This window comes from Pseudomonas sp. RA_15y_Pfl2_54 (assembly GCF_963971015.1).
Classification (GTDB): domain Bacteria; phylum Pseudomonadota; class Gammaproteobacteria; order Pseudomonadales; family Pseudomonadaceae; genus Aquipseudomonas; species Aquipseudomonas baetica_A.
In genome coordinates, this window is the sequence record NZ_CAXAPN010000005.1 from 102,568 (window position 1) to 114,772 (window position 12,205).

Consider the following 12,205-nt stretch of genomic DNA (forward strand, 5'->3'; position numbering starts at 1 on the left):
GTCACTCGAGTCGCGAGAAGCGCGGGCGATGTGTCATGATTCTGCGTCAATCTGATCGGTTTCGCCTGACATGACTTCAGTGAAAGACGTTGCACTGCTGGCCGGCGTGTCCCTGATGACGGTTTCTCGAGCGCTCAACAACCCGGAAAAACTGAGCCCCGAAACCCTTCTGCGGGTGCGTCGCGCCATCGATGAACTGCAATTCGTACCGAGCTTGTCGGCGCGCAAAATGCGCGGCGACAACCTCCAGTCGCGAACCATCGGTGTGTTCGCGCTGGACACCGCGACCACACCGTTTGCCGTCGAGTTGCTGCTGTCCATTGAACAGACCGCGCAGCAGGCGGGCTGGAATGTGTTCATCCTCAACCTGTTGAGCAACCCACCCACCGACCAAAACATCGACCTGATGTTGTCGCACCGTCCCGACGGGCTGATCTTCAGCGCCATGGGCTTTCGCCAGGTGTGCATTCCCGAGCGTTTGAAGAGCAAACCACTGGTACTTGCCAATTGCCTGGCGGATGACAGTCGCCTGGTGAGTTATGTGCCCGACGACGAAACGGGGCAGTATCGCGCTGTACATCACGCATTGAGCCAAGGCTATCGGCGCCCTCTGTGTATCAATCTGCCAAAACAGAGTCTGGCCTGGGACCTGCGACAAAAAGGCTTGCAGCGTGCCTGCCAGGCATTTGGCCTTGCGCCTGACGCAGTCCTGCAATACGACCTTTGCGATCATGATGCCTATGGTGAAGCCGCCGCCATCCTCGACCGGCACATCATTGAGGGTCGTCCCCAGTTCGACATTCTGATCTGTGGCAACGACCGCATTGCCTTTTGTGCCTATCAGTTACTGTTGGGCCGTGGCCTGAAAATTCCCGACGATGTCGCCGTTCTCGGCTACGACAACATGATCGGTATTGCTGAGCTGTTCATCCCGCCGCTGACCACAGTGCAACTGCCGTACTACGAGATCGGTCGCAAGGCTGCCCGGCACCTGATCGAGTCCCTCGACGAATCGGGAGCCCAGCCAGTTGATTGTCCATTGGTGATCAGGGCATCACTATAAGCATTAGGTGATAGCACACCCGCTTGCTTTCGATTGGCCATTCGTCTGTCACGTCCCCATCGGTGTTCAGCCTTCGGCGAACTCGCGCAGCACCTTGCCATCCATGCGATACCTCACCCATTCTTCCTGTGGTTGGGCGCCGAGGGATTTGTAGAAGTCGATGGCCGGGGTGTTCCAGTCGAGCACGCTCCATTCGAAGCGGCCGCAGTCGTTGTCACAGGCGATTTTTGCCAGATGGCGCAACAGGGTTTTGCCGGCGCCGCCACCGCGTTGTTCCGGGGTGATATAGAGGTCTTCGAGGTACAGGCAATTGCTGCCCAGCCAGGTCGAATAGCTGAAGAAGAACACGGCGAAACCGATGGGCAGGCCGTCGCGCAGGCAAATCAGGCCATGGGCGGTGGCGCCTTCGCCGAACAGGCTGCGTTCGATGTCGACGACGCTGGCGATGACTTCGTGGCGGGCCTTTTCGAAATCTGCCAGTTCGGTGATGAAGGCGAGGATCTGCGGTGCATCGCTGGGGGTCGCCGGGCGGATTTCGATCGACATGGACGGGCCTTGTTGGAAATTGGAAAGCGCCATACTAAGGCGCGACGGAGCGCTCGTCACATGGCAATTCAACGCTTGACCTTGGCAGGGCCGGGCAGCTGATGATTTAACGCCGCGCCCACAACAATAGCGCTCACCTCAAAGGATGCTAATGAACCCTAACGCTTTTGTACCACTGGCGACGTTGGCAACGGATCTACTGCCCCACGCCCTTGAGCCTTCAGACGACGGTGCTCACGACCTCGCGCACCTGCAGCGGGTCTGGCACAACGTGCGTACGTTGCAGGCCGAGGAAGGCGGGGATCTTGAAATAATGCTGGCCGCGGCGCTGTTGCACGATTGCGTGGCCATCGAAAAGAACTCGCCGCAGCGCTCGCAGGCCTCGCGTCTGGCGGCGGAAAAAGCGTCAACGGTGCTGGCAGAACTGAACTGGCCGTCAGCAAAAATCGCCGCGGTTGCCCACGCCATTGAGGCGCACAGTTTTTCCGCCAACATCGCCGCGCTTACCCTCGAAGCAAAAATCGTCCAGGACGCCGACCGTCTCGATTCGCTGGGCATGCTCGGCGTCGCTCGCACGTTCTATGTCGCCGGGCGCATGGGCTCGGCGCTTTACGACCCGCTAGATCCCGAAGCGAAACAACGCAACTACGACGACACACGCTTCTGCCTCGATCATTTCCAGACCAAACTGCTGCACCTCGCCGACGGTTTCCAGACCGCCGCCGGTCAGCGTCTGGCGCTGATCCGTCATCAACGCCTTAAGGGTTTCATGGAGCAATTGAAGGAAGAAATCGGCGTCGCCTGAGTGCAATCGCGCTCGACCGTTCGTCGCTCATCAGGCACCAATCCGATTCGAGGGCAGACCAACGACAGGTAAGGATTTCAATCACTGGAGAAGCCCTATGATCCCGTCAAGGTTGACCGCCCTCGTATTCACCGCCCTGCTCTGCCCCGCGGCATTCGCCGCCACCGCTACAGGAACCGCCCCGACCGATCCGGTCGAACACCCCAAAGCCCCCGCCATCCAGAGTACCCCCGGCATGAATACCGATGGTTCAGGCGTCAACGTTGCTCCGCCAGCCACCGGCACCGACCCGCGCACCCAGGGTAACGATCCTGGACGTCAGGGCGGAACGTCCGGCAACCCGGTGCCACCTGTGAACTCAGGTGCCGGCGCGAGTTCGAAAACCACCACCGGTGGTTCGGGCTCCGAGGGTTCCAGCCAGTAGTTCGCCGACGCGAGCGTCCTATTCACATCCATGAAGAGGTAACCATGAACGTCGATAAAAACCTGGAAAAAGAAGTCCTCACTCGCCTGCTGCACGCCCACCCAAGTGGCTTGGGCAAAGAGGTGCTGGACAATTATCGCGGGGAGAAAGTCGTGGCCAGTGCCCTCGCCGCTTTGCAGGATCGCGGGCTGATTCACCATGGTCATGTGACGTGCAACGAGGCTGGCGAACATTCGCTGCACCTGCCGATCAAGCTCAGTGCCGCCGGGGTTGAAGCGGCGCGCAAGCTGGATCTGCAGTAGTCGCCGGGCCGTTCGCCGCACGTGCGGCGGACGGCCGAATCAGCCTGCGCTGATCAACGCATCCACCTCAGCACTCTGCGGCGCGGTTGCCGGCCCCCAACGAGTCACCGCCAATGCGGCGGCCGCATTCGCCCGCCGTGCGGCGTCAAATGCCGAAAGCCCCTGCGCCAACCCGGCCACAAAGACCCCGGCATGGGCATCCCCGGCACCATTGCTGTCCACCGCATTCACGGCAAACCCAGGGACATGACGACGCTCGCCAGCCTGCTGAAACCAGCACCCTTGCGGCCCGTCGCGCACCACCATCAGCACCTCGCTGGGCAGGAATTCTGCGAGGCGATCAAGCGCAACAGAAATCTCTTCAGCCCCGGTAAAGCGCCGCGCTTCGAGGCTGTTGCTGGTCCACACGTCGATGCGCGGCAACAACGCCTGCATCAGCGGCGAGTCCGGCGATTCGACGAGCGGCCCCGGATCGAACACCACACTGATCGACGCCGGCAATGCCAGCGTCCAGTCGAGCAAGGCTTGGGCCTTGCCTTCGTGCAGCAGGCTGTAGCCGCTGAGATAGACGTAATCGCCCGCCTCGGCCGCCACGCTGTTCAAATCGGCCTCGGTCACCTCACCCTCAGCACCGATGTAGGAAATGAAACTGCGCTCGGCCGAAGCATCAGTCAGCGCCACACACAAACCGGTGTCGCGTTGCGCCGGTGCGCTGATGCCGATGTGAATGCCTTCAGCGTTCATCGCATCACGCGCCAGATCGCCGAAACGCCCGGTGCCGTGACGACCGAGATAGACAACCGGCAGACCATTACGCACAGCCGCCGCCATCACATTGAAGCCGCCGCCGGCCTCGAAACCGGCAGACTGGGCCAGCACGTCACCGCCGACTTGCGGCAGTTTTTCCACGGCCATGACCAGGTCGATGATGACCTGGCCGGTGTGCAACATCTTAGGCATGAGCATTCTCGACTAGCGCGGCGCGGCGATCTTTCGCCCCGCCGAGCAGGAAGTAAATGCCACCGGCCACCACGAACGTCACGATCCAGCCGAGACCGTTGTGGCCCAGCCACGAATCGGACAGGAAGCCCTTGAACCAGACGTTTTCGGCGGTGGTGCCAATGGTGGTGAAACTGAAACCCAGCACGATGGCCATCGCCCACGCCCCGAATGCGCGCCACTCGATCCCACCTTGATACCAGTAGGCGCTGCTCGGGCTGACGTCGAGCAGGTCTTGGGGGCTGTAGTAATGACGATGGATCAGGTCGACCACAAAGATCCCGACCCACGCGGTGATCGGCACCGCCAGCAGGGAAATGAAGGTGATGAACGGGCCGTAGAAACTGTCAGCGATCAGCATGAAGTAAATCGAACCGGCGAAGATTGCGACGATGTCGACCACCACTGCGTAGACGCGTTTGACCTTCAGGCCCAGGGTCAGCGTGGTCAATCCGGCGGAGTACACCGACAGGTTGTTCGACAGCAGCAGGCCACCGAATGCGGTGATCAGGTACGGCACCGCCATCCAGGTCGGCAGCATGTCGCGGATCGCCACGATCGGGTCAGTCGCCGATGCCAGGTCGTTATTGCCCACCGACAACAGCCCGCCGAGGGTGATCAGCAACACCAGCGGAATCCCCGCACCGAACGCCGCCGACGCCACAAGACGCACGGCGTTGACGCTGCGATGCTGATAGCGCGACATGTCGGCGCCGGCATTGGCCCAGCCGATCCCGGTGCCGGCGGCCATGGTACCGATACCGATCATCATGGCGCTCATCGGCGCTGGCGTGGCGTTGAACACCGCGCTCCAGTCGATGGTGGCGCAAAGGAAACCGCCGACCAGAATATTCAGCGCGCCGAACACGTAGGTCGCCCACTTCTGGATGACCAGCAAGGTGGCGTGGCCAAGACCGGAAACCGACAGGGTCAGCAGCACGAAAATCGCGATGAAGATCAGCGTCAGCAGCGGGGCACTTTTTGCCTCGACCGGCGAGCCGAACAGGATCGAACACAGCGACAGCAGCACGAATGCGGCGGTGGTGGTGTTGACGGTTTCCCAACCCAGACGCGACATCAGCGAGACCAGGGTCGGGCCGATGTTGCCGCGCACACCGAAGATCGCCCGCGACAAGGTCAGGCTCGGCGCGCGGCCACGACGACCGGCAATGGAGATGATCCCGACCACCGCAAACGAACCGGCGGCACCGATGATCGCGACGATGATCGCCTGCCAGATCGCCAACCCGCGAAATGCCACCAGCGTCGCGCCCAGCGGCAAGCCGAGAATGGAAATGTTGGCCGCGAACCAGACCCAGAACAATTGCAGCGGGTGGCCGTTGCACTCGGCTTCCGGGACCGGTTCGATGCCGCGTGTTTCCAGTTGCCCGGCGCTTTGCCCGACGTTTGATGAACTCATGAAAGTGCTCCTGTTTGCCTTTTTTGTGGTTGTGGCAATGACGCGAAACAACTAGACATCCCTGGCCGTCCTGGGCCTGTCCGTGCGATCCATTACGGGTTGAAAATTCAAGAATGCGGTGATCCATTCGCGAGCAAGCCCGCGATGGCGTCAGTTCAATCAGCGCAGGGCCAACAGCCCTTGCACCAAAGGCTCAAGCTCCAGATCGTTGACGGCTTTGACCGTTGCAATCATCGGCGCAGGCCAACTCTCAAGACCCAGGCAGGCCCCGAGCATCGCCCCGAGCATCGCTGCGATGGTGTCAGTGTCGCCGCCCAGACTGGCCGCCATGCACAGCGCATCAAACGCGCTCATCTCGCCGACGGCCACTTGCTGCGCCAGCGCAAACGACACCACCACCGACTCTTGCGAGGCCACCGAAGTGCCGATCACGTCGTAGAGCAGATCGGCCAGCAGCGCCTTGTCGCTGTCGACGCTGATGGTGCGCGCCCAACTGATACGCGAAGCCATGCGCCCACCGGCCACCCAGTGACCGTGAGATTGCGCTTGCTGAGCGATCTGCTGGCCGAGGTTCAACGCCTCGCCCAGATCCATGCCATTGATCCCGGCTGACACCACCGCGGCCACCGCCGCCGCACTGGAGATGCCCAGCGTGGTGTTGTGGGTAACCTGACAGGCCTGCACCACCGCCGCGATAAAGCGCTCAGGGTCGGCGACATTCGCCGCGATCCCCACCGGGGTAATGCGCATCGCCGCGCCATTGGTCGTGCCGTAACGCCCAGCTTCTTCCGGCGAATGGCCGGCGAGGATCATTTCGATGGCGCGCTTGGTCGATGGGCCGAGCAGGTCCTGAGAGCCTTTGGCCTGCATCTCGGCTTCCCACTCGATCAGTCGTTGCGCCAGTAGCGCAGGCTCGATGCGACCGTTGCCTTCGACCAGCAACTGGCCGACCAGAATCGCCTGTTCGGTGTCGTCGGTGATTGACCCCTTGGGCATGTTCGCGGCAATCGGTTGCAGCGGGCCGGCATCCTGCAGATCAGTGATCTGGCCGAAGCGGGCCTTGATCGTTTCGCGGTTCAGCGATTGCGTCGGCATGCCCAGCGCATCACCGAGGGCCAAGCCATAAAAAGCACCGAGGGCACGGTTGAGCGTGGTCATTTCGACTCTCCAAACTGCAGGTGAAGACGGAAATGCACCGGATCGAGCAGGCTTTCGACCTGCTCCATGAAACGGTTCTGCCGGTCGTAGGTGGTGCGCAGGGCCTTGAGAAATACCGTGCCCACCGGGCGGCCAAGCAACTCGGCATCTTCGGCATTCAACGGTTCGGCACCGATCCACTGATCACCGCGTTCGCCGATATAGCCATAGGCGGCCAGAGTGATGGTCAGGGAGTTGTCGATCAGACCGACGCGCGGCAGGCTTTCCAGGCCGCCGGTGGCCGGCATCAATGAGCGTTCGAGGGACACCAGCGTGCCATCGTTGGAGCGACGACGGCGGTCGAGGGTGATGAACTGGTCGGTACCGAAACGCGCCAGCAAGTCGGGCCGGGTCACGGCTTCCAGACGCAACACTTGGGTGTTGATCAGCGCCCCGCTGTCGGCCAGTGCCTGCGCCCAGCCGCTGCGCTGGTCAAGCGCCACACCGTCAAATGTGACGATGGAGCCGACACCGCTTTGCGTGGCGATGTACTTGCGCCGCTTCAGTTCGGCGAGCGCTTCGCGCAATGTGCCACGGCTGACTTTGAATTCTTGAGCCAACTGATGTTCGCCGGGCAACAGAACGCCGTCCTCCATGAGGCCGCTTTCGATGCGCCGGACGAGTTCGTCGACCACCCGTTGTTTCTTGTCAAATCGTACCTGTCTAATCATGTACAAATTGATACCCGAAACGGGCATGACCAAGCAAGGGGAATTTTGGAGATTGGACAGAAGGCGGGAAAGCTGCGGTCCATTGTGTGCGAGCCTGCTCGCGAAGACGTCGGGTCAGTCAATATTTCCGGCGACTGATTCAGCGCTTTCGCGAGCAGGCTCTCGCCCACAAGGATGAGGGGGTCAGCGTTGCTTGAGGCGGTCGATTACGACAGCCAAGAGCAGAATCGATCCACGGATCACGTACTGGTAGAACGTATCGATGTTCTTCAGGTTCATCGCATTCTCGATGATCGCCAGAATCAACACCCCGGCAATCACATGCCGAATCATGCCGATCCCGCCGCTCAGCGATACCCCGCCCAGCACACACGCCGAGATCACGGTCAGCTCGAAACCCTGACCAATCATCGGCTGCCCGGAGGTCATGCGCGACGCCAGAATCACCCCGGCCAACGCACCGATCAAACCGTGCACGGCAAAGATGATGATCTTGGTGCGATCAACGTTCACCCCGGCCAGCAACGCCGCTTCCTGGTTGCCACCGATGGCCATGGTGTTGCGACCGTAGGTGGTGTAATTGAGCAGCCAGCCGAAAAACACAAAACAAACGACGGTGATCACGATCGGCACAGGCACGCCGAACAACTGGCCGTTACCGAAAACAAAGAACGATTCCTGCGACACGCCCACCGCTTTGCCGTTGGCAAAAATGTACGCCAGCCCCCGCACGATCTGCATGGTCGCCAGCGTGGTGATCAACGCGTTGACCCGCAACTTGGCAATCACGATCCCGTTGATCAGGCCGACAATCAGGCCCATCAACAGCGCCGCACTGACCCCGAGGAACACGCTGTCGGTGTCCCGCATGACCACCGCCGCCACCACCCCGGCGCAAGCAATCACCGACCCCACCGACAAGTCGAAATGCCCCGACGCCAGGCAATAGAGCATGGTGCAGGCGGCGATGCCGGTCGTGGAAATTGCCAGGCCCAGCCCTCGCATGTTCAGCGGCGAAAGGAAGTTGTCGATCAGCAAGGCGCAGGCGACGAAGATGGCCACCGCTGCCAGCAACATGACCCAGTCATCGAGGAAGCGCCGCATGTCCAAAGGTTTGCGCTCGGTGGGCAGGGTTTCGTTTTGGGTTGTCATCATAGTCACCTCTCAGTTCGCCACGCCGTCAGCGCGGTGGCGCGGCAAAGCCAGTTGCAGCAGGTTGGATTCATTGGCCTGTTCGCGGCTGACTTCGCCGCGCAGGGCGCCTTCGCAGAGCACCAGAATGCGGTCGGAAATCCCCATCACTTCCATCAGGTCGCTGGACACCACGATCACCGAAATACCGTCGGCGGCGAGGTTATGGATGATCTGGTAGATCTCCGCTTTGGCACCGATGTCGATGCCGCGAGTCGGTTCATCGAGCAGCAAAACCTTCATCGGCATCGACAACCAGCGGCCGAGAATGGCCTTCTGCTGATTGCCGCCGGAGAGGAATTTGATCTGCTGGCCGGCGTGGGGCGTTTTGACTTTCAACGCCTTGATCTGCTTGTCGGCGTTGCCCTTCTCCCACATCCCGCGCAACAGGCAACCGAGACCCGAATGGGCGCCGCGCGCGCTGATGTTGATGTTCTCGGCAACGCTGGCCAGCGGGATGATGCCCTCCTTTTTGCGGTCCTCTGGACACAACAGGATCCCGGCGGCAATCGCGTCGCGCGGTGAGCGCAGTTTCAGTTCATGGCCGCGCAGTTCGAGGCGTCCGGCGGTGTGGCGCTCAAGTCCACTGAGCAAACGAAATAACTCGGTGCGCCCTGCCCCGACCAGCCCGAACAAGCCAAGAATCTCGCCCTTGTGCGCCTCGAAACTGATCGGCTCACGCAGGCCCGGGCCGAGCAAACCGTCGACCTTCAGCGCCACGGCACCGCGTGGACGATTGCGGTAATCGTAGATGTCCTGAATGTCGCGCCCGACCATGCAGGTCACCAGTTGATCGTGGGTCAACTGGCTCATGTCGTCGAAAGTGCGCACGTAGCGGCCGTCCTTGAACACCGTTACCGCATCGCAGAGGCGGAACACCTCCTCCATGCGATGGGAAACGTAAAGCACGACTTTGCCTTCGTCGCGCAGACGGCCGATGATCGCCATCAAGCGGTCGATCTCACGGGCCGAGAGGCTGCTGGTGGGTTCGTCGAACGCGATCACATGGGCGCCGCGCGACAACGCCTTGGCGATTTCCACCAGTTGCCGCTGACCGAGTGACAAGCGACCGACCTTGGTCTGCGGATCGATTTCGTCAGCCAGACCTTTGAGGCAACTCAAGGCTTGCTGGCGCAGCGCACCGCGATTGATCAAACCGAAACTGGCCGGCAGATGCCCGAGAAACAGGTTCTCGGCGACGGTCATTTCCGGCACCAGATGCAGCTCCTGGTGAATCACCGCGACACCGTTGCCGATACTGTCGGCAGTCGATTTGAAAGCCATCGTCCGGTCGCCGATCTGCAACTCACCGCTGCTCGGGATGTAAGCGCCACCGAGGATTTTCAGCAAGGTCGATTTGCCGGCGCCGTTCTCGCCCATCAAGGCATGAACCTGCCCCGGATGCGCGACGAAACTGATGCCATCCAGCGCTTTGACGCCGGGAAAGGTTTTGCCGATCCCGTTGAAGCGCAGGCTGGCGCCCATGCTGTGTTCTTGTGTCTGTACTTGCGCGTGCATAAAGCCACCTCATCACACCGATCAAACGGCCCGGCTACCCGGGCCGTTGCTGCGTCAGTTCCACAAACCGATTTTTTCCAGCTCTTGCTTGAAGTTCTCGCGGGTGATCAGGGTGACGTCGTCCATGGCGGTGTACTTCGGCGGCTCTTTGCCGGTGGTGACCCACTCGTACATCATCTCGGCGGTCTTGTAGCCTTCGATGTGCGGGCTCGGCAGCATCGAACCGTAGAAGCCACTGTTGGGCTTTTTCAGCTCGCCGATCGCGTCGGTGCCGTTGATGCCGATGCCGATCACGTTAGCCGCAGCAAAACCGGCGGCTTCGGTGGCGCGTACGCCGCCGAGCACGGTGTTGTCGTTCATGCCGCCGATGATCAGGTTCTTCGCCGCGCTCGGCAGTTTCACCAGCGCCGAGTTGGTGGCGTCCATGCTGCCCGGTACGTCGAGGGTCTTCAGGGCTGCGAACAGAATATGGTCTTTGGGCATGCCCGCCTCTTCGAGGGATTTGACCGAGCCGTCGGTGCGCTTCTTGCCGGTGTCGAGTTCGTTGTAGGTGTTGACCACCGCGTACGTATCTTTCCAGTCCCAGTTACGTTTCTTGGCTTCGGCGGCCATGGCGGCGCCTTGCTTCTGGCCGACTTCGAACGCGGCCATGCCCAGGTACGGCACGTCTTCCATGAACTTGCCGTTGGCGTCGACGAAGCGGTCGTCCACGGCAATTACTTTGAGGTCATTCCTTTTGGCTTTGGCCATGATCGCCGGGCCCAGGGACACGTCCGGCGGGCAGATCACGAAGCCCTTGGCACCGTTGGCCGCGAGGCTGTCGATGGCCGACAGGGTTTTTTCGCCATCCGGCACGGCAATCTTGATCAGTTCAAACCCTTTGTCCTTGGCGGCTTTCTCGGCGAAGGCCCATTCGGTCTGGAACCACGGCTCTTCGGCCTGTTTGACCAAAAAGCCGATCTTCACGGTATCGGCAGCGAGCAGCGAACTGCTCAGACTGAACGCGGTGACCGCCAGGGCGGCACTGCACAGGGTACGAATCCCGAAACGACGTTTCATAAGCTGACTCCTTGTTATTTTTTTTGAGCAATATTTGAAAAGCGTTAAAGCGGTTGAAGCGGGTTCCTGCAAAGCCTGTAGAAAATAGTCATATCGTATGATGATTGGATTTCAGACGGACTTATCCGCGCGAAAACCCAATCAGTCAGTCGTGGTACATCACCGAGCGACCACCATCGACGGTGATGCACGAGGCGTTGATAAAGGGTGCTTCATCGCTTGCCAGAAACACCGCCGTCATTGCCACTTCAATCGGCTGACCGATGCGTTTGGGCGGGTGCAGATCGAAAGCGCGTTGACGCTCGGCGTGCGGATCGGCGAAACCGTTCCAGTAATCGACGTTCAATTGAGTCTCGATGTAGCCCGGCGCAATGGCGTTGACGCGAATACCCTGCGCCGCGTACTCGATGCCCAGCGCACGCGTCAGCCCGAGCAGGCCGTGCTTGGCCACCGGGTACGGGAAACAGCCGGGAATGATGTGGCTCGAATGGGTCGAGGCGATGTTGATGATGCTGCCGATGCCCTGCTCGATCATCTGCGGCAGTACCGCTTTGCAGCCATACCAGGCGCCGTCGAGGTCGATGGCAAAACAACGGCGCCAGTCCTCTTCAGTCATTTCCAGCGGATCCCGGAACACGTTGACCCCGGCGCAATTGACCAGCACGTCGATGCGGCCGTGCAACTCGACCGCGCGTCTGGCCATGGTGTGCAGGTCCTGCTGGCGCGACACATCAGCCCTGATCGCCTGAACGTCGTAGCCCTGTTGGCGCCAATGGGCTGCAACCTGCTCGACCTTCTCACCCTGAATATCGCTGATCAGCAGTTTCGCTTGCTGCGCAGCGAAGGTCGCGACGATGGCTTCGCCAATGCCTTGGGCGGCACCGGTGAGCAGCACAACTTTGTTTTTCAGACGCTCGCCCTTCGGCGGCGCGGGCACCGGCGGCAGGGTAAGTGGTTCAGCCATGGATCAGGACTCCTGTTCGCAAGCGCAAAAAAACCGGGCATCTGAC

13 protein-coding genes are annotated in these 12,205 nt (G+C 60.9%); 4 read left to right on the forward strand and 9 right to left on the reverse strand.

All coding sequences use genetic code 11. The annotated features are described in order from the left end of the window. The first annotated feature begins 70 nt into the window (after positions 1–70). On the forward strand, positions 71–1,063 hold the full coding sequence (locus tag AACY50_RS05290; RefSeq protein ID WP_339431092.1) for a LacI family DNA-binding transcriptional regulator: 993 nt from the start codon (positions 71–73) through the stop codon (positions 1,061–1,063). Positions 1,064–1,129: 66 nt separating this feature from the next. Here the strand turns inward: AACY50_RS05290 and AACY50_RS05295 are convergent, their stop codons facing one another. Further along, a complete protein-coding gene (locus AACY50_RS05295; RefSeq protein ID WP_339464899.1) occupies positions 1,130–1,609 on the reverse strand; it encodes a GNAT family N-acetyltransferase in 480 nt (159 codons plus the stop codon). 151 nt (positions 1,610–1,760) lie between these two features. Between AACY50_RS05295 and AACY50_RS05300 the strand changes: the two genes are divergently transcribed. The 3 genes from AACY50_RS05300 (at position 1,761) to AACY50_RS05310 (ending at position 3,140) form a co-directional block, all read left to right on the forward strand. Further along, entirely contained in the window at positions 1,761–2,414 is a 654-nt protein-coding gene (locus AACY50_RS05300) for an HD domain-containing protein (RefSeq protein ID WP_339431090.1), read from the forward strand. 97 nt (positions 2,415–2,511) lie between these two features. Continuing rightward, positions 2,512–2,838 (forward strand): hypothetical protein, encoded by a 327-nt coding sequence (locus AACY50_RS05305; protein WP_339538269.1) that lies wholly within the window; start codon positions 2,512–2,514, stop codon positions 2,836–2,838. A 44-nt stretch (positions 2,839–2,882) separates the two neighbouring features. Further along, positions 2,883–3,140, forward strand: a complete 258-nt coding sequence (locus tag AACY50_RS05310) for a hypothetical protein (RefSeq protein ID WP_221729325.1) — start codon at positions 2,883–2,885, stop codon at positions 3,138–3,140. A 39-nt stretch (positions 3,141–3,179) separates the two neighbouring features. On the opposite strand, the gene AACY50_RS05315 is transcribed toward AACY50_RS05310, so the two are convergent. The 8 genes from AACY50_RS05315 to AACY50_RS05350 form a co-directional block, all read right to left on the reverse strand. Continuing rightward, positions 3,180–4,100, reverse strand: coding sequence for a PfkB family carbohydrate kinase (locus AACY50_RS05315; protein ID WP_339431088.1), 921 nt, complete (start codon positions 4,098–4,100; stop codon positions 3,180–3,182). Further along, on the reverse strand, positions 4,093–5,559 hold the full coding sequence (locus AACY50_RS05320) for a purine-cytosine permease family protein (RefSeq protein WP_339431087.1): 1,467 nt from the start codon (positions 5,557–5,559) through the stop codon (positions 4,093–4,095). The genes AACY50_RS05315 and AACY50_RS05320 overlap by 8 nt, the downstream gene beginning before the upstream one ends. Before the next feature lie 159 nt (positions 5,560–5,718). Then, a complete protein-coding gene (locus AACY50_RS05325) occupies positions 5,719–6,717 on the reverse strand; it encodes an ADP-ribosylglycohydrolase family protein (protein WP_339431086.1) in 999 nt (332 codons plus the stop codon). Next, positions 6,714–7,427: a GntR family transcriptional regulator gene (locus tag AACY50_RS05330; RefSeq protein ID WP_339431085.1), complete on the reverse strand. Its 714-nt coding sequence runs from the start codon at positions 7,425–7,427 to the stop codon at positions 6,714–6,716. Before AACY50_RS05330 ends, AACY50_RS05325 begins: the two co-directional genes overlap by 4 nt. A 183-nt stretch (positions 7,428–7,610) precedes the next feature. Further along, complete coding sequence (araH, locus tag AACY50_RS05335; RefSeq protein WP_339431084.1) at positions 7,611–8,579, reverse strand: L-arabinose ABC transporter permease AraH; 969 nt, start codon at positions 8,577–8,579, stop codon at positions 7,611–7,613. Positions 8,580–8,591: 12 nt separating this feature from the next. Beyond that, positions 8,592–10,136: an L-arabinose ABC transporter ATP-binding protein AraG gene (araG, locus tag AACY50_RS05340; RefSeq protein WP_339431083.1), complete on the reverse strand. Its 1,545-nt coding sequence runs from the start codon at positions 10,134–10,136 to the stop codon at positions 8,592–8,594. A 54-nt stretch (positions 10,137–10,190) separates the two neighbouring features. Further along, positions 10,191–11,195 carry a substrate-binding domain-containing protein gene (locus AACY50_RS05345; RefSeq protein ID WP_339431082.1) on the reverse strand — a complete coding sequence of 335 codons (1,005 nt, stop codon included), beginning with the start codon at positions 11,193–11,195 and terminating at the stop codon, positions 10,191–10,193. A 145-nt stretch (positions 11,196–11,340) separates the two neighbouring features. Beyond that, complete coding sequence (locus tag AACY50_RS05350; RefSeq protein ID WP_339464896.1) at positions 11,341–12,159, reverse strand: SDR family oxidoreductase; 819 nt, start codon at positions 12,157–12,159, stop codon at positions 11,341–11,343. Positions 12,160–12,205: the final 46 nt, after the last annotated feature.

Bases quoted from the DNA above. Each gene is read 5' to 3' on its own strand.
- AACY50_RS05290 (WP_339431092.1), top strand. From the start codon at position 71: ATGACTTCAGTGAAAGACGTTGCACTGCTGGCCGGCGTGTCCCTGATG.
- AACY50_RS05295 (WP_339464899.1), bottom strand. From the start codon at position 1,609: ATGTCGATCGAAATCCGCCCGGCGACCCCCAGCGATGCACCGCAGATC.
- AACY50_RS05300 (WP_339431090.1), top strand. From the start codon at position 1,761: ATGAACCCTAACGCTTTTGTACCACTGGCGACGTTGGCAACGGATCTA.
- AACY50_RS05305 (WP_339538269.1), top strand. From the start codon at position 2,512: ATGATCCCGTCAAGGTTGACCGCCCTCGTATTCACCGCCCTGCTCTGC.
- AACY50_RS05310 (WP_221729325.1), top strand. From the start codon at position 2,883: ATGAACGTCGATAAAAACCTGGAAAAAGAAGTCCTCACTCGCCTGCTG.
- AACY50_RS05315 (WP_339431088.1), bottom strand. From the start codon at position 4,100: ATGCCTAAGATGTTGCACACCGGCCAGGTCATCATCGACCTGGTCATG.
- AACY50_RS05320 (WP_339431087.1), bottom strand. From the start codon at position 5,559: ATGAGTTCATCAAACGTCGGGCAAAGCGCCGGGCAACTGGAAACACGC.
- AACY50_RS05325 (WP_339431086.1), bottom strand. From the start codon at position 6,717: ATGACCACGCTCAACCGTGCCCTCGGTGCTTTTTATGGCTTGGCCCTC.
- AACY50_RS05330 (WP_339431085.1), bottom strand. From the start codon at position 7,427: ATGATTAGACAGGTACGATTTGACAAGAAACAACGGGTGGTCGACGAA.
- araH (WP_339431084.1), bottom strand. From the start codon at position 8,579: ATGACAACCCAAAACGAAACCCTGCCCACCGAGCGCAAACCTTTGGAC.
- araG (WP_339431083.1), bottom strand. From the start codon at position 10,136: ATGCACGCGCAAGTACAGACACAAGAACACAGCATGGGCGCCAGCCTG.
- AACY50_RS05345 (WP_339431082.1), bottom strand. From the start codon at position 11,195: ATGAAACGTCGTTTCGGGATTCGTACCCTGTGCAGTGCCGCCCTGGCG.
- AACY50_RS05350 (WP_339464896.1), bottom strand. From the start codon at position 12,159: ATGGCTGAACCACTTACCCTGCCGCCGGTGCCCGCGCCGCCGAAGGGC.